This is a genomic window from Agrobacterium vitis, assembly GCF_013426735.1.
In the GTDB taxonomy this organism is placed as follows: domain Bacteria; phylum Pseudomonadota; class Alphaproteobacteria; order Rhizobiales; family Rhizobiaceae; genus Allorhizobium; species Allorhizobium vitis_D.
The window spans coordinates 3,417,275-3,441,107 of the sequence record NZ_AP023272.1 but is presented as its reverse complement, the minus strand read 5'-3'; the positions used below and the strand labels follow the sequence as shown (position 1 = coordinate 3,441,107).

Genomic DNA, 23,833 nt, shown 5'->3' with positions numbered 1-23,833 from the left:
GCTAAGATGAGCACCGCACCCACCCTGTTGTTTACCGAGGCTCTCGTACTTTTGGGCGGTGCCGTGGTCGCCGCACCGATTTTCCGCAAGCTCGGCCTCGGCACGGTGCTCGGCTATCTGGCGGCAGGTGCTGTCATCGGTCCTGTCGCCCATGTCATCACCGGGGCGGAGGAAATTCTCTCAGTTGCCGAGCTTGGTATCGTTTTCCTGCTGTTCGTCATCGGACTGGAGTTAAAACCCTCGACCCTTTGGAAAATGCGCGCCGATATTTTCGGCCTGGGGACTGCCCAGGTGATGGTAGGTGGAGTACTGCTGACCGGCGTGGTGCTGGCCTTCGGTCTGCTCGATTGGCGCGGCGCGGTGATTGCCGGTTTTGGTCTGTCGCTATCCTCCACGGCGTTTGCCTTGCAGATCCTCAATGATCGCAGTGACCTCAATAGCCAATATGGCCAGCGCACCTTTTCTGTCCTGCTGTTCCAGGATCTTGCCATCGTGCCGCTACTGGCGCTGATTTCCATTCTCGGCGCCCAGGCGGCGCCTGCGCCCGGCTCACTATGGATCGATATCGGTGTGGCCGTCATTGCCACCGTTGCGATGATCCTGGCCGGACGCTATTTGCTCAATCCGCTGTTTCAGGTGATGGCCCGCACCGGCGCTCGTGAGGTGATGATTGCCGCAGCCCTGTTCATCGTGCTCGGATCGGCGATGCTGATGCAGGCAGTCGGCCTGTCCATGGCGATGGGAGCGTTTCTGGCGGGCGTTATGCTGGCCGAATCCTCCTATCGCCATGAATTGGAAGCCGATATCGAGCCGTTTCGCGGCATTCTCCAGGCGCTGTTTTTCATGGCGGTGGGCCTGTCCGTCCAGTTCAACGTGATTTTTGCCAATCTCTGGCTGCTGGCCGTTGCGGTGCCGGTGGTGATGCTGATCAAGGCGATCAGCATTTATGCTCTCTGCCGGCTGGCCGGATCGCGGCATGACGATGCCATTCGCATTGCCGCCATTCTGCCGCAGGGCGGAGAATTCGGTTTTGTGCTGTTTACCACCGCCGTCTCGGCTGGGGTGTTTTCCAGCGCCACCTCGTCGTTGCTGATTTCGATCGTCACGCTCACCATGGCGCTGACGCCGGTGGTCGCGGCGCTCTCCTCCCGGCTGCTGTCACGCGATCAACATGAGGAGCTGGACGAGGATTTCGACGGCGCCGGTTCGGATGTGTTGATGATTGGCTTTTCGCGTTTTGGCCAGATTGCCGCCCAGGTGTTGCTGGCCAGTGGCCGGGATGTGACGATCATCGACGATTCCGCCGACCGTATTCGCCAGGCTGCCTCCTTCGGGTTTCGTATTTATTTCGGGGATGGCACGCGGCTGGACATGTTGAGGGCCGCTGGCATCGAAAAGGCCAAGGTGGTCGCGGTCTGTACCCAGAAGCGGGAGGTTACCGACCGGATCGTCGAGCTGGTCGCCTCCGAATTTCCCCAGGCGCGGCTGTTCGTGCGCTCCTATGATCGTGTTCACAGCCTCTGGCTGCGGGCGCGCAATGTCGAATATGAACTGCGCGAAACCGTGGAATCAGGCTTGAAATTCGGCCGTAAGACCATCGAGGCCCTGGGTGTGGATGAGGACATGGCCGAGGCCATCGAGGCCGATATCCGCCGCCGCGACGACGAGCGCCTACGCATTCAGGCGGTTGAAGGCATCAAGGGCGGCGCCCATATGCTGTATAACAGGCCTGTCCAGCCTGAACCGCTGATCAAACCCAAGCGGGGACATGAGACGGAGAAAGATCAGGACAAAGACAGGGAACAAGACCGGGATACGGCTGCTTAGAGTTTACCTTCGGAAACGTGGACCCCGGTTTTCCCGAAAAGGCAAACTCTAGAGTCTGTCAGGTTTAGTTTGAACCATAACCAGCATGCCTGAGATAGTTTGCGCACTCTTGCGGTGAGAATGCCGTGAGGAACTGTCCAATGCGTCTCCATGTTTGTTCGACGGTTCGTTCTTCGGCTTTTCTGACAAGTGCCTTTAACTTTGCAAACATCATTTCGATAGGATTGAGATCTGGACTGTAGGGCGGCAGGAAGAGGATGTGGGCACCGGCATCCCGGATGGCATCGCGCACAGACTTTCCTTTGTGACTTCCCAGATTGTCGAGAATGACGACATCACGAGGCTTGAGGGTTGGAATGAGGGATTGCTGGACCCATGCCGTAAAGGCAACGCTGTTGATAGGACCATCGAGAACACACGGTGCTACGATGCTGTCGCGGCGCAGGCCAGCCAGAAAAGTCAGCGTTTTCCAGTGACCATGCGGCACCTTTGCGATGAGCGGCTCTCCGAGTTGGCTCCAGCCGCAGGTGCGCGTCATATTGGTCTTAACCCAGGTTTCATCAATGAAGACAAGACGATCGGGATCAAGTCGGTGCTGATGTGTCTTCCAGCGTGCTCGGAACCGTACAACCTTCGGCCTGTCCCGTTCGCATGCCACCAGTGTTTTTTTTGAAGGTTTTGCCTTCGCTACGCAGGAAGCGCCAAATCGTGTCGTGAGAAACATTGATCCCCGCAGCTTTCAAATCCGCAGACAGCGCACGCACCGTCCAGTCCGATTTGGCCACAAGCCGTTGACGCACCGCATCTGCTGTTTCGCCCCGCAGGATCGGTTTGACGTAGCCGCCTATCTTCGCAGGCATCAAGCCTTTGCCCGAACGGGCACGCTGGCCTATCCGAACTGCCGTGGCCGCCGACACCCCAAATCGCACCGCAGCAGCACGAACAGTCATACCGTCACTCAAAGCTGCTGCAATACGCATGCGCAAATCAAGAGAAAGAGGATGCACCATCATTGCTCGCCTCCAATCCAGAAATGAGTTTGAATCATAAATTCAATCAAAAGGGAATCCGAGCACGATTCAAATTAGCGCTGACAGACTCTAGCGCTGGGCGAGAAGCGCAAATTGCGCCTCCAAGGCCCGCTTGACCTCGTCTTTGACCGGGGCTGATACCTCGAAGATTTGTTTGGCCTTCATGAAATCCATCACGCCAAACCCATTGACTGGCGGGCGCAGGAAAATTGCCGGTGGGCCAAGCTTGAGTTTGAGTGCCAGATGCGATTGCATCATCAGCTGCGAGGCGCCGAACAGGCTGTCGATGCGGTTCGGGATATCGTCCACTCCGACAGGGCCGCCGACGATGTCGATGCCGATGACGATATCTGCAAGGCCCATCAGATGTTCATAAGGCACGGGATTGAAAATGCCGCCATCGATTATCAGCCGCCCGTTCAGCATGACAGGCATGAACAGGGCGGGAATGGCGGCGGAGGCGGCCAGAGCCTGATAAAGATCGCCGTCTTCGCTGACCTGTTCGCAATGGCCGTAATAATCGGTGGAAATCACTTTCAGCGGAATGCCAAGGCCGGAAAAATCATCGGGAATCCGGGATGGCAAAAAGGCGCGCAGAATACGCTCCAGGTTGAACTGTCCCAACCGGAAACCGCCGATGGCATGGCGCATGGTCGGCGGGCGCAGGCCCCAGATCCGCTTGAACACTTCATTGCGCTTGCCGACGGTTTCCAGCGCATGGTCGCGCATTTCGGCTGCCGACATGCCTGCGGCCTTGCCGGCCCCGATAATCGCGCCAATGGAGGAACCGGCAATCGCCACAGGCTCAATCCCCATTTCCTCAAGGGCTTCCAGCACATGAATATGCGCAAGGCCCCGCGCGCCGCCAGCCCCCAGCGCCACGGCAACCGTCGGCGTGCTGGGTCCTACCTCAACGAGGGATTTTTGGGATTGGACATCCTGCGGCATGATTTCAAACGGACCTTTTGGAGCATGTCCAACACAAGCATCGATTGGCTTTCTGTCGGATATGCAAGAAAAATGCGAGAAAGCAGCCCGAAGCGTCTTGTGAAATCGGAGGCTGCTTTTCTCTGACAAACTCTATATCGCAGCGGATTTAAGAAATCGCGCTGCCGTTTCAACCCGGTCTATAGGCAAAGAATGAAATTCTTGTATCGCCGAAGATCCGCTCTTCCAGCAGAGCGAAGGCTTCGGGCGCCTGGACCAGGACATCGGCGCGCTCTTCCAGCAGCGCCAAAGCCCCAGGCACCAGCCAGCCGCCCTTGTCAGCAGCGGCAAAGGCCTTTTCGCCCAAGCCCTTGCCATAGGGTGGGTCGGCAAACAGCAGATGGAAGGGCTCCATCGTGCTGACCGAACCGAGGTCGGTGGCATCGCGTCGCAAAATCTTGGCGCGGCCATGCAGGCCAAGATTGTCGATATTTTCCCACAGCAGGCCGCGGCCCTCGACGCTGTTTTCGACAAACAGCGCCGAACGGCAACCCCGCGACAGGGCTTCCAGCCCGATGGCACCGGTTCCGGCAAACAGGTCGAGAACCCGCGTGCCATCAAGACATTCGGGATGGGCATGCATCAGGATGTTGAACAGGCTTTCGCGTGTCCGGTCGATGGTCGGCCGGATGGCGTCGGTCTTGGGCGCGGCAAGGCTACGCCCCCGAAATTCTCCACCAACGATCCGCATGTCGGCTTACCTCTTGCCTTTGGGGCCAGAGGAAGGGCCACGCGATGGGCCACGCCCTGCATCTGATCTGGTAGAGCCGGGTCTGGCAGAACCGGGCTTCCCGCCCGGCTTGCCACCAAACCCAGGCTTTCCACCGGAAGACGGTTTGCCACCAAACGAGGATTTGCCCGCCGGTTTTCCGCCAAAGGATGGCTTCCCACCAAAGGACGGCTTGTCGCCGGAAGCGGACCGGGATTTTGGCCGTCCGTCATAAGGCCGGTCGCCGGTTGGCCGCTCGGCTCTTTCTCCGGTGGGGCGACCGGAATAGGGGCGATCACTGCGGGCCGGAGCATCGCTGCGAGCAGGTCTTTCGCCCCGGTCCGGGCGATCCCCACGTGCGGGCCATTGGCCGCGCGACGGACGGTCACTGGGCGCTGCACGCTCGCCACGCGCTGGCCGATCACCATAGGCAGGTTTGTCACCATATGCGGGACGGGCACCACGATCTGCGCCATCCCGCTTGCCGCCAAAGCCTTCGCCAGAGCGTCCGCCACGTCCGGCTGGTTTGCTGTCGGGGCCTTCGGCGCGAATCCATTCGCCCTCGGCATCACGGGCGCGGCTGACCTTGACGCGCAAATCTTTATCGTCGCTGCCGGCATACTGTCCACGATCCGGGTCGTGACGCGAAAGGCTCTTGGTTGGTGCGCCGTCCTTGGTGCGGCCGTAACGTTTGGTCTGCGGTGCGCCATCGGGGCGGGCGCGAGGTCCGCTTTTGCGAGCTTCGTCTGTTGCGGCCTTCTTTTCAGACACCGGGCGAGCGCCAGGTGCCATCCAGACATTGGCGGTGCGGCTCTGGCCAAGTGGCATGCGCTTCGGCTTGCCATCGCGGGCTGCATCGTCACCGTCACGGCCAGCCGCAGGTTTCCCCTTGAAGCCGGGCTTGCCGCCAAATCCGGGTTTGCTGCCGAAGGCAGGCTTTGCACCGTCACGGCGGGTGTCGAGCCGGCTGAGTGCCTTTTCGCGAGCATCCTCCCGGTTGTCGAAGCCGCGCGGCTTGGCTGGCCGTGTGTCCTTCTTCCAATTGCCTTCCTCGGCTTTCGCCTTGGCTTTCGGCGCAGGCGCATCCTCTTCCTCGGCGGGGGCGTTGGAATAGAGCGGCGCGTCGAAATTGGCCTTGGATTCCTCGATCAGGCGCGGACCGAGCTGGTCGCGCAACATGCGGCCACGCACTTCCTGCACTTGCGATTCTGGCAGGTCGCCCAGCTGGAACGGGCCGTAGGAGATGCGAATCAGCCGGTTGACCTCAAGACCAAGCGCGCCCAGCACATTCTTGATTTCCCGGTTCTTGCCTTCGCGCAGACCCATGGTGATCCAGACGTTGTGGCCTTGGGCACGGTCCAGAACCGCGTCGATGGCACCATAGAGCACGCCGTCAACGGCGATGCCGTCCTTCAGCGTGTCCAGCTTGGCCTGATCGATCTCGCCATAGGCGCGCACGCGGTAGCGGCGAAGCCAGCCGGTGGTTGGCAGTTCCAGCACCCGCGCCAAGCCGCCGTCATTGGTCAGCAACAGCAGGCCTTCGGTATTGATATCGAGCCGTCCGATCGACATCACCCGCGGCAATTCCTCCGGCAGGTTGTCGAATACGGTCGGGCGTCCTTCCGGGTCGGAATTGGTCGTCACCAGGCCGGACGGCTTATGATAGAGCCAGAGCCGTGTGCGCTCGATGCCGCGAATGGGCTCGCCATCCACTTCGATCCGGTCGGCCAGCGTGGCGTTCAGCACCGGGCTGTCCAGCACCTTGCCATTGACGGCCACGCGGCCTTCCATGATCATGCGTTCCACGTCGCGGCGCGAAGCGATACCGGCACGCGCCAGCAGCTTGGAAATCCGTTCCGGCTTCAGCGTATCCTCGCTGCCTGTCTTGGCAGCAGGTGTCGCGCTTTTGCGCGGTGCCGCATCGGCCTTTTCGCCAAATTTTTTCTGGGCACCAAAGCTTTTTGGGCCGGATTTGCCGGGTTTGTCGGCAGATGTCTTGAAGGGGCGGCCAGCGGGCTTGCTGCCCGGCCGCTTGAACTTTTCTTTATCGGTCATTTTTTGCTTGCCTGTCGTTTGCTGTGTCCTATCAGTTCGCGAAGGCTTGGTTAAGTGGAAAGTTCATGCATCATGACGCTGACGACCCGTTTCATGGATGTTGCCCTGGAAGAGGCCCGCCTGGCTGGCGCGCGCGGCGAGGTGCCAATTGGTGCTGTGCTGGTCAAGGACGGCGTCATTCTGGCCCGGGCTGGCAATGAAACCCGTGCCTTGCAGGACGTGACGGCCCATGCGGAAATCCTGGCGATCCGCCGTGCCTGCGCCATTCTGGAGGATGAGCGGCTAGCAGGCGCCGATCTCTATGTGACGCTGGAGCCCTGTACAATGTGCGCGGCAGCGATATCCTTTGCCCGCATCCGCCGTCTTTATTACGGCGCGCCCGATGAAAAGGGCGGGGGTGTTGACCATGGTGCGCGTTTTTACAGCCAGCCCACCTGCCATCATGCGCCGGATGTCTATGCCGGGATCGGCGAGACTGAGGCTGCCGCTCTCCTGAAGGATTTTTTCACCGCCAAACGGTGACGGAAATATCGCCGCGCCCCGAATGGGCGCGCGGCGCAAGCGATCAAAGATCGAACTGGTAGCTCTTCGGCACGAATCGGTAGCCGGTATCGAGCGTTTCGACATAGCCGACCGAGGGGAAGGGCATGTGATAGCCCAGGAAGGCGACCTTGTCGGTTGCTGCCATGTCGAACACCCGTTTGCGAGTGGCGGCGGCCTGAGCCTTGTCCATGTCGAATTTCACTTCCCAATCGGGACGTTGCAGCGACAGCACGAAATGGTTGGCGGTATCTGCGGTCAGCAGCAGGCGCTTGCCCTTGGATTCGACGTGGAAAATCATATGGCCGGGAGAGTGGCCGAAAGCCGCCTCGCCACGAATGCCGGAGACCACATCGCCGCCTTGATCGCCGAGGAAGGTGATTTTTTCAGCCAGCGGCTTCACATTGGCCAGAACTGCTTTCTGTCCGCCTTCGGCTGGCGTGCCTGCGCGGGCGGCGTTGGTCCAGAAATCATATTCGCGCTGCCCGGCGATATAGCGAGCCTTGCTAAAGGCCGGTTTACCCTTTTCCATCAGCCCGCCGATATGGTCGCCATGCATATGGGTGAGGACGACGATGGTGACATCTTCGGGCGAATAGCCTGCGGCCATCATGCCTTCACTGAGCCTGCCCATGCCATTGGCACGGCCCTGTTCGCCCATGCCGGTATCGAACAGGATGACATCAGAGCCGGTATTGATCAGCACCGGCGAAAAACCGTTGACGAATTTATCAGTCGGCAGGAAATTCTTTTCGAGCAGCGCCGAAACCGTTTCCGGGCTCTGATTGGTGCCAAAGGTCTCACCCGGCTTGTCGGAAACCCGTGTGCCATCCTTGATGACCACGACTTCAAACCCGCCGAGTTGGAACCTGTGGGTCTCCGGGGGCATGGCATGATTGATATCCATCGATGTCTCCGCTTGCGCGAAAGCTGCCCGCGTTATCAGCGCCGGGGCCGACAAGGCGCTCAAAGCAGCCCCTGCGATCATTGTTCGCCTGTTCATTGAAACCATTACAACCTCCTCGTCCCCATTTTCAGAGCTTACAGCTCCAACAGGTAGCGGCGGGTCTGGGCCGTTTCAATGGCGTGGGGGATGTTTTCTCCGGCTCGCCAGATTTTCGTGGAAAAATTATCCAGCAAACAGAATGAATTGCTCCGAAGTTGACGGCTTGTAAGCGATGATTGGAAATGCGTAACGTGTACGTGATCGGCGGGCTTATCGGGACGATAACGATTGTCAGGTATGGGATGAGGGGACTAGAAGGACGCGCCGGGTGAGGCTTTTCGTCGGGCCTTGATATGTACGCCTGGTGGTCTGTTTGTGACATTTGATCTTCGATCATGTCGCAAGGGGATATTAACTTCAGTTCCAATGGCTGCCATCTTTAAAGAGTGTTCTTCATGAATCGCATCGTTCCGCTCATCCTGGCCGTGGCCCTGTTCATGGAAAACATGGACTCCACGGTGATTGCGACCGCGCTGCCCGCCATTGCCAACGATCTCGGCGTCGGGCCGATCACGCTGAAACTGGCTCTGACGTCTTATATGGTGGCGCTCGCCATTTTCATTCCGGTCAGCGGCTGGATGGCGGATAAATTCGGGGCCAAGCAGATCTTCCGGGCGGCGATGGGGGTTTTCATCGTCGGCTCCGTCTGCTGCGCCATGTCCAGTTCGCTGGTGGAATTCGTCGCTGCCAGGTTTTTTCAGGGCATGGGCGGGGCGATGATGACGCCGGTCGGACGTCTGGTTCTGTTGCGCACCACCAAGCGCGAGGATCTGGTGTCCGCCATGGCGCTACTGACTATTTTTGCCCTTGTCGGTCCGCTGGCTGGACCACCGGTTGGCGGCTTCATCACCACCTATTTCACCTGGCACTGGATTTTCCTGATCAATGTGCCGATCAGCGTGCTGGGCGTTGTCCTATCGACAATTTTCCTGCCGGAAATCGAGCGGGTCGAAACTGCGCCGATCGACTGGACCGGATTTGCCCTGACATCGCTGTCGGCGGCGGGCGTCGTTTTCGGCCTGTCGGTCATGAGCCTGCCAGCCTTGCCGCCGATTGTCGGTATTGCCGCAACTGTTATCGGCCTGTTGTGCGGCGTTCTTTATATAGGGCATGCCAGGCGCCATCCAGCACCGCTTCTGGATCTCACCCTGTTTCGCAAACCGGCCTTTCGCGCCGCCCAGATCGGTGGGACGCTGTTTCGGATTTCGGCGGGTGCCATTCCCTTTCTGATGCCGCTGATGCTGCAACTCGGCTTCGGCATGACACCGTTTGAATCCGGGCTGACCACCTTTGTCGGCGCCATTGGGGCGATCAGCACCAAATTCATGGCGCGCCGGGTGTTTGCCGCTGCCGGTTTTCGCAGTGTGTTGATCGTGGCTGGCGTCTGTGGTGCGGCGACTACCTTTCTCAACGCGTTTTTCACGCCGCAGACCCCGCATGCGCTGCTGATGTTCTTCCTGCTGCTGGCCGGGTTCTGCCGCTCGTTTTTCTTCACCGGCACCAATGCGCTGGGCTATGCCAATATCGACAATAACGAGGCCAGTCAGGCAACCTCAATTGCCTCGGTGTTGCAACAGATTAGTCTGGCGCTCGGCGTTGCCTGCGCGGCCTTCGTTCTGGAGATCAGCACAATGATAACCGGTGGTCATCTGGATCTTGCCGATTTTCATGTGGCCTTTGCCGTCGTGGCCTTTTTGTCGCTGGCAGCCGTCATTCCCTATATCTTTATGGATAAGAGTGCCGGTGCTGATGTGTCCGGCCATCGGCAGCCTTTGGCAGCTGGTGCCGTAGAGGCAGAAAACGTTCCTGCTAAATAACAGCTGAGAAAATCCCATGAAAAAGGCGGGGCCTTGCGGTCCCGCCTTGTCAATTCCCGATGCTGGCCTGTCGGTGTTATAACGCGCGACCAACCATCACTTTATTACTTGGTGACTGTGGCTGGCGTCGAAGCAGTGGTGCCTGCATCAGCCTTTTGCTCTTCCAGCGTCTTGAATTCCGGAGCAGCCTTCAAGGTTTCAGCCGTTTCCGTCGTTGTCAGACGCAGCTTGTCAGCATTCTGCGCATCACGGGTCACGGTGATCTTGCTAACGGGAACGGCGACATTCTTTTCGCCGATGCCCAGGAAGCCACCAACGCCGATCACAGCTGCGACAAGGCCGCCATTCTGCTGCATGATCAGATCCTTGATTTCACCGATGCTCTTGTCACCAGCATAGACGTTCTGGCCGACATAGTTGGATGCGGCCAACTGGTCGCTACCCTGCTGGGTCAGATAAGTATCCATGGCAGCGGAGGCGCCAGGCGTGGTCATTGCAGGGGCGGTGCCGGTGCTTGGAGCGGTTGTGGTGGTGCCGGGCGTTGCTGGTGTCGTTGCACTCTGCGCAAAGGCCATTGGCGCGACAACAGTAGAACCCATGAGAACGGTTGCGGCTACAATATTGAGGGTCTTGTTCATCTTAAACCTGCCTTTCGGTCTTTGTTTCGTGTCGGACTGAGTGAGAGCAAGTCGCTCATGAAAGTGTGTTTTCATAAGCGTGAGTGACTGGCTCTCTGCTCGGCTCGGTAGTGAAATGCCCGAAAGAGGCAGGAGTTCCGATAATTTTATGCATTTTATTTCTGCAAATTGACGGAACTTTAGGCATAAAAATGAGTTTGCGGCCCTTCGCTCTCCATAGCCCCGGCTGGACACCCGGGTACGCTGATGGTTGAGGAGCATCGGTTGTCGTGGCTTTACAGGCGGAAGCTTGGCTCGTGCCGGCCCTTGACCGTGATATCGAGCACGAAGGTCTTGCCACCATGGGGATCGGCGGCCAGGCCATCGGCGTCGAGCCCTTCGGTGGCGGAGGTGACCAACAGGCGGTCGGCCTTGGCACCGATAAAGGCCGGGCAGGTGGTTTGGGCAGCGGGAAGCCGGTAGCGCGCCAGGTGCTGTCCTGTTCTATCGTAGTGATCGACGGCGCCGACGCCCCAACGGGCATTCCACAAGCCGCCCTCGGCATCGCAGACCGCACCGTCGATGCCACCATCCTTGCCACGTCCGTCGATATGGACTGTCGGCATCCCGGTCGGAAGGCCGGTTGCCGGATCGAGACTGACCTTCATCAATGTATTGACCCGCGTGTCAACATAATAACCGAGGCTTCCATCTGGCGAAAAACAGATAGCGTTGGGAATGCTGATACTATCATAAAGACGGGTCACCTTGTCGCCCGCCACATGATAGATCGCACCAGCCCCATCGGCTGCCGTCTTGCCCATCGTGCCGATCCATAGCGCACCGCAAGGATGGACCCGCCCGTCATTGGAGCGATTGCCGATCAGTTCCGGTTCCAGCGCGGTCAGCAAGGTCAGTTCGCCGCTGGCAATGGTGCGAATGAAAATACCCTGTTCTGTCGCCAGCATCTGGCGCTCCGCATCGATTGTTGCCAACGCACTGGCCATCATCGGCAGATCGTGGCGGATCGTCTCGCCCGTGGCAAACCGATGCTCGATAAGCCCCTTGCCGAGAATGTCGAACCACCAGGCGGTGTCACGCGCGACGTCATAGGTCGGGCCTTCACCCAGATGCAGGCGGGTATCGACCAGGACGGTGCCGGAATACGCTGTTTGCAAGATGGTCTCCTTCATCCAATCGCTGTGGCTCTCTTGTCTACTGCATAATTCCTGAAATCGGTATCGATTTAAGGAGAAATTATGCAGCGGATATAAAGCACTACAGCGAACCTTTGTCGCCATATAGAGTACACGACGCAAACGAATTTATGTGCCGCTTACCCCCCTCTGTCCTGCCGGACATCTCCCCCTCAAGGAGGGAGATCAGATAGACTTTACCGCCCATTTTATCGGATATCCCGTGATTTCCGGCATTTTGAACTGTAAATGTGAAGCGACACGCTCGTTTCGAGTCGATCTCCCTCCTTGAGGGGGAGATGCCTGGCAAGGCAGAGGGGGGGTAACCTCGAATGGAAGCGTTTGCGTCGTGTACTCTGGTCGCCATATAGGGCGCACGGCGCTGTAGTGCCTTCCAGGGAAAGTGGAAACCGGTTTTGCCAATCGCGTTTCATCTCGACCGCAGAGAACGCGATTCGAGCCGCTCGGATGGTTCCACGATAGCCGATTTGGCACGAATGGCAGTGCCAGGCAAAATAAATTGCCTGCGATGGCGGCGGTTTCACATCCAGGCCGGCATGGCCGTCGTATTGGTCAACGTCGCGCAAGCAAAACAGGGAATACTTGATGTGCGAACCTGTTTTGTGGCGTTGGCCTATTTCGCGGCTTATATCAAGGCATCGAAGATGCTGACGCATCCTCGCCTTGAAAAGATTTCGAATATCTCAAATGCATCAAGGGCTTGAGATGTTCGAAAAAGGAATACGAAGTGTCGTTTTCAACGACTCTTCGTATTAGACGATAGAATTTTCTAAAAACCTGGTTTCAGCCCTTGGTATTGGCAGGATGGTCGATCTATAGGATGGGCATTGCGTTCGGATGGGTATCGTTATCGCCGAACGATAAGACCGGGAGCCCTTTTCTGTTGCGGCAGGACTTAAATAAATGACCGGAAAATAAATAAATGACCGGAAGATAAGTGAATGGATAGAGGGCTTCGTTAAATTATTCAGGACTGGCTTTTTTAGTTATCAATGTTTTTGGCTGTAACTGCCGGAATGCAGTCGGCATTCAATTTTCGCAGTGTCCGGCTATAGCAGGTCTGCAACGGGTTGCGACGCGGTCGCGATATGTAAAGAGAACAAGGCTTTTTATCGATGGGTGACGATCTGGTCCATATGGCAATGGTTGCCGAAGATGCGGCCTCGAAATTTGCGACGGCGGAACGCTATGTGCGCGAATTGAGCGGCTATAAGACCCAGTTTGACGTTTTCAGGCTGATGAAGCGGTTGACTGACTTTTTCGGCGCCAAGGGTTTCATGGTCATGAATGTGCCTTCGGCTGGTGCAAAAACTTTGACCGGCAGCTCGGTCATCACCAACTGGCCTGCTGATTTTCTCAGCGAGTACGACATGGCGTCCCTGCTGTCGTCCAGCCCGATGTTCAACCGGTTGCGCAACACCTCAATACCCGTTGTTTTCGATGTGCATGTGGTCGCCCGTGAACGCGATCCCAAGACTGTCGAGCTGGCGACGGACCTGTTTTTGCGGTTCGGCATGCCGCGCGGCGCCTGTTTTCCGGTTCATGATGCCCATGGCAACCGGGGCGCTGTCAATATTTGCGGTGAAATGCCAGCCTTTTCCTTCGTTGACATGGTGCTGCTGCACTATCTGGCCGGGCATGTGTTCAACCGACTTGCCGAAATTCGCGAACTGGATGCACGGGTCACCGAAACGCTGACGGAGCGCGAGATCGAATGTCTGACCTGGACGGCCGCGGGCAAGACCTCTGTTGAAATCGCTGAGATCATGGGCCTGTCAGAACATACGATCAATCATTATCTCAACCGCGCCACCCGCAAGCTGGATACCGTGAACCGGACCCAGGCAGTCGCGAAGGCTTTGCGGTTAAGCCTGATCAAATAGGAACGCGTGAGACATCTTCGATGTCTTGATATAATGCATCCGAAGGACGACCTTCTCCGGCAGGTGCAACTTGCCTGAGGCCGCGGTTTGCGGCATGTATGCTGCAATGGGCCAGCACATCTCTTTGCATGTCACTCTTGGCTACATGCCATGTCTCGATAGCGCCCCACTGGTTGCGGCGGTGGAAAAAGGCTTTGCCTCCGACGAAGGCCTGACCCTGCGCCTGGTGCGCGAAACCTCCTGGACCCAGATCCGCGACCGCCTGACGGTCGGTCATTTCGATGGCGCGCATCTGCCTGGCCCCTTTGCGCTGGCCGCCAATCTCGGTTTTTCGCCGCTGGCCCCCGCTCTGCTGGTCCCCATGGCCCTCAATTTGGGTGGCGGCGCGCTTACTGTGTCGAGTGCGCTTGCAACAGCCATGCAACAGGCAGGCTGGGAAAGCCACCTTCTGGAGCCGATGGCGGCGGGCGCCGCACTGAAACGAGTGGTGGAGAAACGTCGCGCTAAGTCCCTGCCGCCTTTGAGGATTGCCGTCGGCGATACCCATTCCAGCCAGGCCTATTATCTGCGCTACTGGCTTGCTGCCTGTCATCTGGACTGCGGCATTGAGGTCGAAATGGTCTCATTGCCATCGCCGCTGATGGCGGATGGGCTTAGTGCGGGCGTGCTCGACGGATTTTGTGCGGCGGAACCGTGGAATAGTGTTGCGGTGGACCGGCAGGTCGGAGGCATTGTTGCTGCGACCGCTGCTATCTGGCGCGGCGGTCCGGACAAGGTTCTGGGCATTGGCAGGCGATGGGGCGAGAACAATCCTGCCGGGCTCGATGCGCTGATCCGAGCGCTTTACCGCGCCGCGCAATGGTGCGGCAATCCCGGCAATACCGAGGAACTGGCCGGTATCATGGCGGCACCCCGCTATCTCGGTGTCGAAGGCCGGCTTTTGTTACCCGGCCTGACCGGCGATCTGGTAACCGCGCCGGGAGAGGTTCAGCCGCTTGAGGATTTTCTGGTGCTGGAGCGCAAGGCCGCCAATTTCCCCTGGGCCAGCCATGCCCTGTGGTTTTATAGCCAGATGGTGCTTTGCGGTCATGTCGCCCATGCCCGAGAGCGGATTGCCATGGTGCTCGAAACCTATCGGCCTGATCTTTATCGCCGCGCCCTCAGGCCGGTCTTCGCCGCCATGCCAGGCGCCAATATCAAGGTGGAGGGGGCGATGGCAGCAGCCGATTATGTCGGCGCCAGCAATGGCCGTTTGCTGCTTGGGCCGGACGGATTTTTCGATGGACGTGTCTTCGACCCTGACCGGCTTGATGATTATCTTGCCGCTTCGCTAGTGGAATGAATTTGACATTTGATACCCCCCTTGCGGCACCCTCGAGGATCAAATGTCAAATTCTTAAATTCCACTAGAAACAGAGACTTGCTAGTGGTCCTGAAGATTCCGACATTTGCTCTCGAGGGTGCTGCAAACGGATGCAAATGTCGGAATCGGACCACTAGCGGTTCCGAGAAATTAAGATTGCAGCACAGAAACCCTATGACGTGAGCGCTCAAAGCGGTGGCGCGGCTGTTTTTTAAGCAGTTGCCGGAATGGCGCGGCTGGATTGTGGTGATTTCTTCAGCTAATTGGCGGCGTCTCCGGTGATTTGACAGGGTTTACCGGATGAAAAGCCCAATTCTTCGAACTGGCACGGTTTGTGCTTCAAATATAGCAACAGGGTCCAGAGGGGACTTGGAGAAGGGCGGTCTGGAAATCGCCCTCACAAAACGCCGCCTTAACCGTGCTTCAGGGCAATGGTTTTGGCGGCGTTTGTTTTTGGCTCTTCCGTTGCAGGCGATAAAACCTTATTTGAGCGTCACTCACACGTTTCGTCGGGCGCGGACAATTTCCAGTCGAGTGTCCCGGCCTTCACCAAGGAAGCGGATCCATGACGCTCGATAAAAACACTGTTCTTGAAGCTCTGAAGACCGTGCGCGGCCCCGATCTCGAGGGCAATATTGTCGATCTCGGCATGGTATCGGACGTGTTCATTTCCGACGCCAAGGTCTATCTCTCCATTAATGTTCCGGCGGAGCGCGCCCGGGAGCTTGAGCCTTTGCGCCAGGCGGCGGAGCGCAGTGTCAAGGCGCTTGCCGGCGTCAAGGGAGTGCTTGTCAGCCTGACAGCCGAGCGCAAGGCCGGATCGCCATCGACGCCGCCTGCACCCTCAGCACCCAATCCTTCCCACTCGCATTCCCATTCACACGGGCATTCTCATGCACCGGCCCCAAGCCAGCCGGCCCGCCCGGCCAAGGCTGGCATTCCCGGTATCGGCGCGATCATCGCGGTGGCTTCCGGCAAGGGGGGCGTCGGCAAATCCACCACGGCGGTCAATCTGGCTCTGGCTTTGCTGGCCAATGGCTTGAAGGTCGGCATTCTCGATGCCGATGTCTATGGTCCTTCGATGCCGCGCCTGCTTGGCATTTCCGGGCGACCGCAGCAGATCGACGGGCGCATTATCGTGCCTATGGAAAATTATGGCCTGAAGGCGATGTCCATCGGCTTTTTGGTGGATGAGGGCACCGCGATGATCTGGCGTGGCCCGATGGTACAATCGGCACTTATGCAGATGTTGCGCGAAGTGGCTTGGGGTGAGCTGGACGTGCTGGTCGTGGACATGCCGCCAGGCACGGGCGATGCGCAATTGACCATGGCCCAGCAAGTGCCGTTGAGCGGTGCGGTGATCGTCTCCACCCCGCAGGACCTGGCGCTGATCGATGCCCGCAAGGGTATCAACATGTTCAAGAAGGTCGAAGTGCCGGTGCTCGGCGTCATCGAGAACATGAGCTATTTCATCGCTCCCGATACCGGCGCCCGTTACGATATTTTCGGTCATGGTGGCGCCAAAGCCGAAGCCGAAGCCATTGGTGCGCCATTCCTGGGCGAAGTGCCGTTGACGATTTCCATCCGTGAACATTCCGATGCTGGCACCCCGGTGGTGGTTGCCGAGCCGGAGAGCCCCCAGGCGCTTGTCTACCGCGAGATCGCCACCCGCGTCTGGCGCGAGGTCGAGCGGCATTCAACACGACAGGCGCCGACGATTACTTTTGAATGAGATCAGCACAGAATAGAGCCGCCGTTGCAGATTGATACTGCAACGGCGGACCGCACGGTTGTAGGGTTCCGGCGGAAATGCAACAGGATCTCGCTACCCTGGCGGATGCTGTGTAAAAGATCTTTCCTCAGGTTGCATTGATCAGGATCAATTGCGGGCGCGCAATTATCCTTGCCATCCTGACGGCAGGTGATATTGCTTGCCCGTTGAGCATGGACCATGAGCGGCGGCAGTCTTCCGGCGGCGGTGACTGATCCTCATGAGTATCGGCAAGGGTAAATCATCGCAGGTTTTCATGGATGTCCATGGGAATACTGTGGCTGACGGCACTGTCCGTCATCGGGCAAAGGTGTCGAACGTTTGATCAAAGCTTACAGGTGTGACGGGACGGCAGATATGATCCTGCCCAGCGATGCGCCAGCGGTGCTGGACAAAGATGTTCTATGGCTCGATCTTCTCAATCCTGACAGGACAGAGGAGGCTTTGGCCGAACGCTTGCTGGGCCTGCCGCTTCCCACCCGTGACGACCTCAAGGATATCGAGCCCTCCAGCCGATTGTATATGGACGATCATGGCGTTTACATGACCGCATCGCTGATCTGTAAGGCCGAATCGGACCTGCCGCATCTGGCCGATGTCGCCTTCATTCTGGGCGGGGGGCGTCTGGTCACCGTGCGCTATGCCGAACCCCGCGCTTTTGGCCTGTTTACCGCAGCCCTCAGCCGCAATCAGGCCCATTGCACCTCCAACGCGGTCATGCTGGCGCGTCTTTTGGAAACGGTCGTCGACCGCACCGCCGAAATTCTGGAAATTGCCGGTATGCGGGTCGATGCGCTGTCCGGCGATGTATTCGTTGATCGCAGTCGGACCAAGCGCCGGGCGGCGCGCTTTCTGGAAGACCGGCTGTTCGATATTGCCAGCCATCATCGGCGGGTCAGCAAGACGCGCGACAGCCTGGCATCCCTGTCGCGGCTGTCGTCCTTCCTGCTGTCGGTGGAACCGGTCAAGTCCAATGCGCAAGCCCGCGACCTCTGTCAGGTCGTCGCCCACGATATTCAATCCCTGTCCGAACATGCCGGTTTCATCGCCAGCAATATCAGTTTCATGCTCGATGCCTCGCTTGGCCTGATCAATGTCGAACAGAATTCGATCATCAAGATTTTCTCGATTGCATCGGTGGTATTTTTGCCACCGACGCTGGTCGCTTCCATCTATGGAATGAACTTTCAGGTCATGCCGGAGTTGACGTGGCTGCTTGGCTACCCATTTGCTCTGATCGTCATGGTTCTGTCCGCGATCATTCCCTTCCTGTTCTTCCGCTCGAAAGGCTGGCTCTGAGAGCCTGTAAGATTGATGTCCCAGGAAAACACCCACGCAGCACCGGCCGAAAAGAAAGACGTGCGCAGTCTGATGCTGCTGGCGCTCGGTTCGGTCGGCGTCGTCTACGGCGATATCGGCACCAGCCCGCTCTATGCATTTCGCGAGGCCCTGAAGCCGATTGCCCATGACGGCATTACCCGTTTCGAGGTGATCGGGCTGACCTCGCTGATCGTCTGGACGCTGACGATCATCGTCACGCTGAAATATGTGCTGTTTCTGCTGCGCGCCGACAATGACGGCGAAGGCGGCACCCTGTCGCTGCTGGCCCTGCTCAGCAAATCGGCCGGGCGTCATACCGTTGTGCTGATGGTGCTGGGCCTGGTTGGCGCAGCGCTGTTTCTGGGCGATGCCATGATCACGCCTGCGCTGTCGGTTCTGTCGGCGGTGGAAGGCTTGAAACTGGTGGCGCCGCAATCCTCCGGCTTTATCGTGCCGATCTCGGTGGTGATCCTGATCGTGCTGTTTGCCGTGCAGTCGCGCGGTACGGGCGCGGTCGCCAATTTCTTCGGGCCGATCACCGTGGTCTGGTTCCTGGTGATGGCGGCAGGCGGTATCGGCCATATTTTCGACGATCCGGCGATTTTCCGGGCCTTCAATCCGATTCATGCCGTGACCTTCCTGTTTCAGGAGAAATTTCTCGGCTTCGTCGTGCTGGGCGCGGTTTTCCTGACCGTCACCGGCGCCGAAGCACTCTATGCCGACCTTGGCCACTTTGGCCGTCGTCCGATCCAGTGGGCGTGGTTCGTGCTGGTGTTTCCGGCCTTGGTGCTGAACTATCTCGGCCAGGGCGCGCTGGTGCTGAAGGACCCGGCCATGGCATCGGACCCTTTCTATCTGATGTTTCCAAGCTGGGCCATCCTGCCGGTCATCATCCTGGCGACGGCGGCCACGGTTATCGCCAGCCAGGCGGTGATAACAGGGGCGTTTTCCATGGTGCGTCAGGCCATCCATCTCGGCTTCCTGCCGCGCATGGAAATCCTGTTCACCTCGGAAACCAATACCGGACAGATCTATCTTCCTGCCGTCAACACGCTACTGCTGCTCGGCGTTCTCAGTCTGGTGCTGTTGTTTGAAAGCTCTGACGCGCTGGCCACCGCCTATGGTATTTCCGTCACCGGCGCCATGGTCGTCACGACCATCATGGCGTTCGAATTCGTGCGCAAGAAGTGGAAATGGTCGGTTTTCGTGGCGCTTCTGGTTATCGTACCGCTTCTGGCGCTGGAAACGGTTTTCCTCGGTGCCAATCTGCTGAAGATCCACGATGGCGGCTATATCCCAGTGCTGTTTGCGGCTGGCTTCACCATCGTCATGTGGACGTGGCGGCGCGGCACGGCCATCCTGTTTGCCAAGACCCGCCATGCTGATATTCCGCTGTCCTCGTTCATTTCCTCGGTGGAGCGCAAGAGTGAGCATGCGCCGGTCTGTGTGCCGGGGACGGCAATTTTCCTGACCAGCGACCCGGAAACGGCGCCTGCGGCGCTGCTGCATAATCTCAAGCACAACCACGTTTTGCATGAGAAAAACATCATCCTGACCATCAAGACCGTCAACCGGCCCCGCGCCAGCGAAGCGGAACGCTTCGTGGCCGAAAGCCTGTCGGAACGGTTCAGCCGGGTGGAGATCCGCTTCGGCTATATGGAACAGCAGAATGTGTCGCAGGCGCTGGCCAAGCTGCGCAAGGGCGGGCTGAAATTCGACATCATGTCCACCTCCTTCTATCTCGGCCGCCGCAAGCTCGTGCCGGATGCCAAGGCAGGCATGCCAAACTGGCAGGACAGGCTGTTCATCGCGCTTGCCAATTCGGCAACCGACCCCTCGGATTACTTCCGGCTTCCGGCCAATCGCGTCGTCGAACTTGGCTCGCATGTGATCATCTGAGGGTTATTTGTGGCGATGTTTCGCGCGAAGGGCATCGCCACAAAGCCATGTCAAGTCCGGAGGCGATTCCGGGAATTCACCGCCCGGAACGCGGCTTTTTCATGCCACTTTCTGTGGGGAATTCGAAAATTTCGACTAACAAATTGATTTTATTCGGTTAATTTGTCGTGAAACAACCCTTGGCAATGCCTTGACTATCAAAGCTCGCAAAATTATGGTGCGGCCAAATTCAGAACCGGTCGGACCATGTGTAAATCCGAGCTGTTTGCATACTCGGACAAGGCTTTAGCAGCCGGACCGGGATCGGACGGGGAGGGCGCATGGACGATCAGGAAAGAGAATTGGAACGGCGTCGCAGCCATCTCGGAGCCAAGCTGGCTGCGAAGGATCTGCGGACGGGGGAAGAGGCCGCACAGGACGAGCGGGCGCAGGCAAGCCGAAAAGGTTATGCCCAGGCCATGAAACTCTCCAGCGAATTCCTTTCCGCCATCATCGTCGGTATCATTCTGGGCTTCCTGATCGATCATTTTGCCGGAACCTCGCCTTGGGGACTTATCGTCCTCCTGTTGCTGGGGTTTTGCGCCGGTGTGCTGAACGTGCTGCGTGCGGCGGGAAAGGTGGCTTCGCCCCATCCTGCGGATCGCAGTTCGGACGGCAAAGGGAAATAACACGGCGGATGCCTGGCATCCGGCGGACGAGGTAAGGAACGCTGCCTGAGGGTGGCAAAAGCGAGAGAGATCACCAGGTGTCAAACGATCCGACCCATCAGTTCCAGATCCACAAGATTGTTCCGATCGAGATTGGTGGCATTGATTTTTCGTTCACCAACGCCTCGCTGTTCATGGTGGCGACGGTGGCCTGCGCAGCTGGCTTCCTCTATTTCGCCACATCCAATCGCGGTCTGATTCCCGGTCGGGCGCAGTCGGTCGCGGAAATGTCCTATGAATTCGTGGCGTCGATGCTGCGGGAAGGGGCGGGCAGCCACGGGATGAAATTCTTCCCCATGGTGTTCTCGCTGTTCATGTTCGTGTTGACCGCGAACCTTCTCGGCATGATGCCCTATTTCTTCACCATCACCAGCCAGATCGTCGTCACCTTTGCGTTGGCGATTTTTGTGATCGGCACGGTGTTGGTCTATGGTTTCTACAAGCACGGCCTTGGCTTCCTCAATTTGTTCGTGCCCTCTGGCGTCCCTGGCGCTCTCTTGTTACTCGTGGTGCCGATCGAGGTGATCTCGTTCCTGTCGCGCCCGATTTCTCTGTCGATCCGGTTGTTTGCCAATATGCTGGCAGGCCACATCACATTGAAGGTGTTTGCGGGCTTCGTTGCCTCGCTTGGCAGCCTTGGCGCCCTTGGCGTCGGTGGCGCGCTCCTTCCTCTCGCTATGACCGTCGCACTGACCGGTCTGGAGTTCCTGGTTGCCTTCCTTCAGGCTTACGTCTTCGCGGTACTGACTTGCATGTACCTGAACGACGCAATCCATCCCGGTGGGCACTAAGGATATCGACATTGGCGTAACAAGCGTCAGTCATTCGCCGCAATAACCATTTCAAAGGAGTACTCTCATGGAAGCGGAAGCAGCAAAGTTCATCGGCGCAGGTCTGGCTTGCTTTGGCATGGCCGGCACGGCTCTCGGCCTTGGCAACATTTTCGGCAGCTATCTGTCGGGCGCACTGCGCAATCCGTCTGCCGCTGACAGCCAGTTTGGCCGTCTGGTATTCGGCTTCGCCGTTACGGAAGCTCTGGGCATCTTCTCGCTGCTCGTAGCCCTCCTGCTCCTGTTCGCTGTCTGATTTCAGCGCAGTTCAGGATCACGGCCGGCCTTCGATGTCGGCCGTGATCTTTTGTATTAGCAGGATACTGGAGGCGAGTATGTTCGTTACCCCCGCCTATGCCGAGGAAGTCCCGGCAGCGGCTGAGACCCACACGGAAACCGGCGTTCCCGCGGAAGCCGGACATGGACGAGGCGTATTTCCGCCCTTCGACCATTCTACCTTCCCATCGCAGCTCTTGTGGCTGGTCATCACTTTTGGCCTGTTCTACATTCTGATGCAGCGGGTCATCGTGCCACGCGTCGGCGGTATCCTCGAAAATCGTCACGACCGTATCGCCAAGGATATCGATGAGGCCAGCCGCCTGAAGGCGGAAGCGGATGCCGAAGTCGAAACCTATGAAAAAGAATTGACCGCCGCCAAGGCGAAGGGCAACCAGATTGCCTCTGCCGCGCGGGACGCCGCCAAGGCCAAGGCTGCCGCCGACCGCGCTGCTGTTGAGGCCGAGCTGTCCAGCAAGGTTGCTGCTGCGGAAGCCAGCATTGCAGCAATCAAGACCAAGGCTTTTGCCGAGGTCGATACGATTGCCACAGAAACCGTTGCCGCCATCGTTGAGCAGCTGACCGGTGCAAATGTCACCGTAGCAGATGCGCAATCGGCTGTTGCCGCCGGCAAGAGGGGCTGAACCGATGCAATATGATGCAACTTTCTTCGCCTTTGTTGGCCTGGTGCTGTTTCTGGCACTGATTGCCTATCTCAAAGTCCCGGGCATGATGGCGAAGTCGCTGGATGCGCGGGCAGACAATATCCGTGACGAATTGGCGGAAGCCAAGCGCCTGCGAGAAGAAGCCCAGCAATTGCTGGAGGAATATCGGGCCAAGCGCAAACAGGCTGAAGCGGAAGCCCAGGCCATCGTTGAAGCTGCCGAGCGCGAAGCCGCCGCCCTGACGGAAGAAGCCCGTCAGAAGACAGAGGAATTCGTTCAGCGCCGCAATGCGCTGTCGGAACAGAAGATCAAGCAGGCTGAAACCGACGCCATCAATGCGGTTCGCTCAGCTGCTGTCGATCTTGCAATCTCGGCTGCAGAGACCCTGTTGAAGCAGAAAGTCGATGGGCAGTTGCAGTCAGGCCTGTTTAATTCGTCTGTAAGCGAAGTAAAAAACCGCCTGAACTGAGATTGATCATCGAGGATGAATTGAAAGCCGGGTTCAGCCCGGCTTTTTCATGTCTGGGTGTTGGCAGTGTTAGTCAGACGACAATCGAACCCGTTTTTCGAAAAAAATAAAAATATCTCTGTTGCAATCTGTACCGACTATATTCTCATTTTGTCACGGTTCATCCGATAGGCGCAGAGGACTAAAACTCATCCGGTGAAGAGGGCAGGGACCATGGTCGGCAATGGCTTTCTGGTGGACCTTGGTGCCGTAGCCCGCATGGGCATCAAAGCCGTATTGAGGGAAGACCAAGGCGGCTCGCGTCATCATCCGATCTCGCATGACCTTGGCGACAATCGATGCGGCGGCAATGGAGAGCGATCTTGCGTCGCCTTTGATGACGGCAGTGCCGTCACAGATCAGCCCTGGGGGAACGTCCCGGCCATCGCAAAGCAGATGGGCGGGGGCGAGTGAAAGCCCGGCTGCGGCCCGGCGCATGGCGTCGAGGCTGGCTTTGCGAATATCCCGCCGGTCGATATGGTCGGAGCCTGAAGAGGCGATGGAGACCGTTGCCGTTGCCAGGATCTGAATGAAAAGCGCCTCGCGTCTGGCCGCCGTAAGTTTCTTCGAATCGTTGAGACCGTCAGGAATGGCGTCGGGGTCAAGAATGACCGCTGCGGCCACCACCGGCCCCGCCAGGGGGCCGCGTCCGGCCTCATCCGTGCCCGCCACTGGCCAGCAACCCGTGGCTCGGAAACTTTCTTCTATCGAAAAATCCGGCCCGGTCTGGGGCAGGGTGAAAAGATCGTGCATGTCGGATGGAGAACGTTTTGGCATGCCGCAGACCTCGCACATCACCCGCCCG

General features: G+C 58.3%; 22 protein-coding genes. 14 read left to right on the top strand and 8 right to left on the bottom strand.

Features of this window, described 5'->3' with window-relative positions:
* Positions 1-6 precede the first annotated feature (6 nt).
* A complete protein-coding gene (locus tag H1Y61_RS16065; protein WP_180573192.1) occupies positions 7-1,827 on the top strand; it encodes a monovalent cation:proton antiporter-2 (CPA2) family protein in 1,821 nt (606 codons plus the stop codon).
* Positions 1,828-1,891: 64 nt separating this feature from the next.
* Here the strand turns inward: H1Y61_RS16065 and H1Y61_RS16060 are convergent.
* The 4 genes from H1Y61_RS16060 to H1Y61_RS16045 form a co-directional block, all read right to left on the bottom strand.
* Positions 1,892-2,837 (bottom strand): IS630 family transposase gene (locus H1Y61_RS16060; RefSeq protein WP_180574534.1). Its coding sequence is split into 2 segments (ribosomal slippage): positions 1,892-2,497 and positions 2,499-2,837, totalling 945 coding nucleotides; the frame shifts between segments, so codons are not numbered across the junction.
* Between the two features lie 90 nt (positions 2,838-2,927).
* On the bottom strand, positions 2,928-3,806 hold the full coding sequence (locus H1Y61_RS16055; RefSeq protein ID WP_180573191.1) for a patatin-like phospholipase family protein: 879 nt from the start codon (positions 3,804-3,806) through the stop codon (positions 2,928-2,930).
* 169 nt (positions 3,807-3,975) lie between these two features.
* Positions 3,976-4,536 (bottom strand): 16S rRNA (guanine(966)-N(2))-methyltransferase RsmD, encoded by a 561-nt coding sequence (rsmD, locus tag H1Y61_RS16050; RefSeq protein ID WP_156554227.1) that lies wholly within the window; start codon positions 4,534-4,536, stop codon positions 3,976-3,978.
* A gap of 6 nt (positions 4,537-4,542) precedes the next feature.
* Positions 4,543-6,609, bottom strand: a complete 2,067-nt coding sequence (locus H1Y61_RS16045; protein WP_180573190.1) for a pseudouridine synthase — start codon at positions 6,607-6,609, stop codon at positions 4,543-4,545.
* 72 nt (positions 6,610-6,681) lie between these two features.
* Here H1Y61_RS16045 and H1Y61_RS16040 point away from each other — a divergent pair, with 72 nt between their 5' ends.
* Entirely contained in the window at positions 6,682-7,131 is a 450-nt protein-coding gene (locus H1Y61_RS16040; RefSeq protein ID WP_156554225.1) for a nucleoside deaminase, read from the top strand.
* Positions 7,132-7,174: 43 nt separating this feature from the next.
* On the opposite strand, the gene H1Y61_RS16035 is transcribed toward H1Y61_RS16040, so the two are convergent.
* Positions 7,175-8,152 carry an MBL fold metallo-hydrolase gene (locus H1Y61_RS16035; protein ID WP_180573189.1) on the bottom strand — a complete coding sequence of 326 codons (978 nt, stop codon included), beginning with the start codon at positions 8,150-8,152 and terminating at the stop codon, positions 7,175-7,177.
* A gap of 398 nt (positions 8,153-8,550) precedes the next feature.
* On the opposite strand from H1Y61_RS16035, the gene H1Y61_RS16030 reads away from it, so the two are divergent.
* Positions 8,551-9,972 (top strand): MFS transporter, encoded by a 1,422-nt coding sequence (locus H1Y61_RS16030; protein WP_174110089.1) that lies wholly within the window; start codon positions 8,551-8,553, stop codon positions 9,970-9,972.
* 104 nt (positions 9,973-10,076) lie between these two features.
* Here the strand turns inward: H1Y61_RS16030 and H1Y61_RS16025 are convergent, their stop codons facing one another.
* Positions 10,077-10,610: a PRC-barrel domain-containing protein gene (locus tag H1Y61_RS16025; RefSeq protein WP_174110090.1), complete on the bottom strand. Its 534-nt coding sequence runs from the start codon at positions 10,608-10,610 to the stop codon at positions 10,077-10,079.
* A gap of 275 nt (positions 10,611-10,885) precedes the next feature.
* The gene (locus tag H1Y61_RS16020; protein ID WP_180573188.1) at positions 10,886-11,782 is read right to left on the bottom strand and encodes an SMP-30/gluconolactonase/LRE family protein; all 897 of its coding nucleotides are present in this window, start codon (positions 11,780-11,782) and stop codon (positions 10,886-10,888) included.
* 419 nt (positions 11,783-12,201) lie between these two features.
* On the opposite strand from H1Y61_RS16020, the gene H1Y61_RS16015 reads away from it, so the two are divergent.
* The 11 genes from H1Y61_RS16015 to H1Y61_RS15965 all read left to right on the top strand — a co-directional run bounded on the left by H1Y61_RS16015 (position 12,202) and on the right by H1Y61_RS15965 (position 22,989).
* The gene (locus tag H1Y61_RS16015) at positions 12,202-12,510 is read left to right on the top strand and encodes a hypothetical protein (RefSeq protein WP_174110092.1); all 309 of its coding nucleotides are present in this window, start codon (positions 12,202-12,204) and stop codon (positions 12,508-12,510) included.
* A gap of 438 nt (positions 12,511-12,948) precedes the next feature.
* Positions 12,949-13,689, top strand: coding sequence for a LuxR family transcriptional regulator (locus H1Y61_RS16010; protein ID WP_409065487.1), 741 nt, complete (start codon positions 12,949-12,951; stop codon positions 13,687-13,689).
* 94 nt (positions 13,690-13,783) lie between these two features.
* Positions 13,784-15,031, top strand: a complete 1,248-nt coding sequence (locus tag H1Y61_RS16005; protein ID WP_235680771.1) for a CmpA/NrtA family ABC transporter substrate-binding protein — start codon at positions 13,784-13,786, stop codon at positions 15,029-15,031.
* Positions 15,032-15,617: 586 nt separating this feature from the next.
* Complete coding sequence (apbC, locus tag H1Y61_RS16000) at positions 15,618-16,784, top strand: iron-sulfur cluster carrier protein ApbC (RefSeq protein WP_180573187.1); 1,167 nt, start codon at positions 15,618-15,620, stop codon at positions 16,782-16,784.
* Between the two features lie 360 nt (positions 16,785-17,144).
* Positions 17,145-18,122, top strand: a complete 978-nt coding sequence (locus H1Y61_RS15995; protein WP_409363944.1) for a magnesium transporter CorA family protein — start codon at positions 17,145-17,147, stop codon at positions 18,120-18,122.
* Positions 18,123-18,137: 15 nt separating this feature from the next.
* Positions 18,138-20,042 (top strand): potassium transporter Kup, encoded by a 1,905-nt coding sequence (locus H1Y61_RS15990; protein WP_070151806.1) that lies wholly within the window; start codon positions 18,138-18,140, stop codon positions 20,040-20,042.
* A gap of 320 nt (positions 20,043-20,362) precedes the next feature.
* Positions 20,363-20,710, top strand: coding sequence for an AtpZ/AtpI family protein (locus H1Y61_RS15985; protein WP_015915076.1), 348 nt, complete (start codon positions 20,363-20,365; stop codon positions 20,708-20,710).
* 77 nt (positions 20,711-20,787) lie between these two features.
* On the top strand, positions 20,788-21,540 hold the full coding sequence (locus tag H1Y61_RS15980; RefSeq protein ID WP_015915077.1) for a F0F1 ATP synthase subunit A: 753 nt from the start codon (positions 20,788-20,790) through the stop codon (positions 21,538-21,540).
* A 67-nt stretch (positions 21,541-21,607) separates the two neighbouring features.
* On the top strand, positions 21,608-21,835 hold the full coding sequence (locus H1Y61_RS15975; protein WP_003588243.1) for a F0F1 ATP synthase subunit C: 228 nt from the start codon (positions 21,608-21,610) through the stop codon (positions 21,833-21,835).
* Between the two features lie 79 nt (positions 21,836-21,914).
* The gene (locus H1Y61_RS15970) at positions 21,915-22,499 is read left to right on the top strand and encodes a F0F1 ATP synthase subunit B (protein WP_174110093.1); all 585 of its coding nucleotides are present in this window, start codon (positions 21,915-21,917) and stop codon (positions 22,497-22,499) included.
* Positions 22,500-22,503: 4 nt separating this feature from the next.
* Positions 22,504-22,989: a F0F1 ATP synthase subunit B gene (locus H1Y61_RS15965; protein ID WP_174110094.1), complete on the top strand. Its 486-nt coding sequence runs from the start codon at positions 22,504-22,506 to the stop codon at positions 22,987-22,989.
* Positions 22,990-23,142: 153 nt separating this feature from the next.
* Here the strand turns inward: H1Y61_RS15965 and H1Y61_RS15960 are convergent, their stop codons facing one another.
* Positions 23,143-23,805 carry a ribonuclease HII gene (locus tag H1Y61_RS15960; protein ID WP_235680770.1) on the bottom strand — a complete coding sequence of 221 codons (663 nt, stop codon included), beginning with the start codon at positions 23,803-23,805 and terminating at the stop codon, positions 23,143-23,145.
* Positions 23,806-23,833: the final 28 nt, after the last annotated feature.

Excerpts from the sequence above, each read along its gene's own strand:
- H1Y61_RS16045 (WP_180573190.1), bottom strand. The coding sequence starts at position 6,609 with ATGACCGATAAAGAAAAGTTCAAGCGGCCGGGCAGCAAGCCCGCTGGC.
- H1Y61_RS16025 (WP_174110090.1), bottom strand. The coding sequence starts at position 10,610 with ATGAACAAGACCCTCAATATTGTAGCCGCAACCGTTCTCATGGGTTCT.
- H1Y61_RS16030 (WP_174110089.1), top strand. The coding sequence starts at position 8,551 with ATGAATCGCATCGTTCCGCTCATCCTGGCCGTGGCCCTGTTCATGGAA.
- H1Y61_RS16020 (WP_180573188.1), bottom strand. The coding sequence starts at position 11,782 with ATGAAGGAGACCATCTTGCAAACAGCGTATTCCGGCACCGTCCTGGTC.
- H1Y61_RS16005 (WP_235680771.1), top strand. The coding sequence starts at position 13,784 with ATGTATGCTGCAATGGGCCAGCACATCTCTTTGCATGTCACTCTTGGC.
- H1Y61_RS15975 (WP_003588243.1), top strand. The coding sequence starts at position 21,608 with ATGGAAGCGGAAGCAGCAAAGTTCATCGGCGCAGGTCTGGCTTGCTTT.
- H1Y61_RS16040 (WP_156554225.1), top strand. The coding sequence starts at position 6,682 with ATGACGCTGACGACCCGTTTCATGGATGTTGCCCTGGAAGAGGCCCGC.
- H1Y61_RS16065 (WP_180573192.1), top strand. The coding sequence starts at position 7 with ATGAGCACCGCACCCACCCTGTTGTTTACCGAGGCTCTCGTACTTTTG.
- H1Y61_RS16035 (WP_180573189.1), bottom strand. The coding sequence starts at position 8,152 with ATGAACAGGCGAACAATGATCGCAGGGGCTGCTTTGAGCGCCTTGTCG.
- H1Y61_RS15960 (WP_235680770.1), bottom strand. The coding sequence starts at position 23,805 with ATGCCAAAACGTTCTCCATCCGACATGCACGATCTTTTCACCCTGCCC.
- rsmD (WP_156554227.1), bottom strand. The coding sequence starts at position 4,536 with ATGCGGATCGTTGGTGGAGAATTTCGGGGGCGTAGCCTTGCCGCGCCC.
- apbC (WP_180573187.1), top strand. The coding sequence starts at position 15,618 with ATGACGCTCGATAAAAACACTGTTCTTGAAGCTCTGAAGACCGTGCGC.
- H1Y61_RS15970 (WP_174110093.1), top strand. The coding sequence starts at position 21,915 with ATGTTCGTTACCCCCGCCTATGCCGAGGAAGTCCCGGCAGCGGCTGAG.
- H1Y61_RS15965 (WP_174110094.1), top strand. The coding sequence starts at position 22,504 with ATGCAATATGATGCAACTTTCTTCGCCTTTGTTGGCCTGGTGCTGTTT.
- H1Y61_RS15985 (WP_015915076.1), top strand. The coding sequence starts at position 20,363 with ATGGACGATCAGGAAAGAGAATTGGAACGGCGTCGCAGCCATCTCGGA.
- H1Y61_RS16010 (WP_409065487.1), top strand. The coding sequence starts at position 12,949 with ATGGTTGCCGAAGATGCGGCCTCGAAATTTGCGACGGCGGAACGCTAT.
- H1Y61_RS16055 (WP_180573191.1), bottom strand. The coding sequence starts at position 3,806 with ATGCCGCAGGATGTCCAATCCCAAAAATCCCTCGTTGAGGTAGGACCC.
- H1Y61_RS15990 (WP_070151806.1), top strand. The coding sequence starts at position 18,138 with ATGTCCCAGGAAAACACCCACGCAGCACCGGCCGAAAAGAAAGACGTG.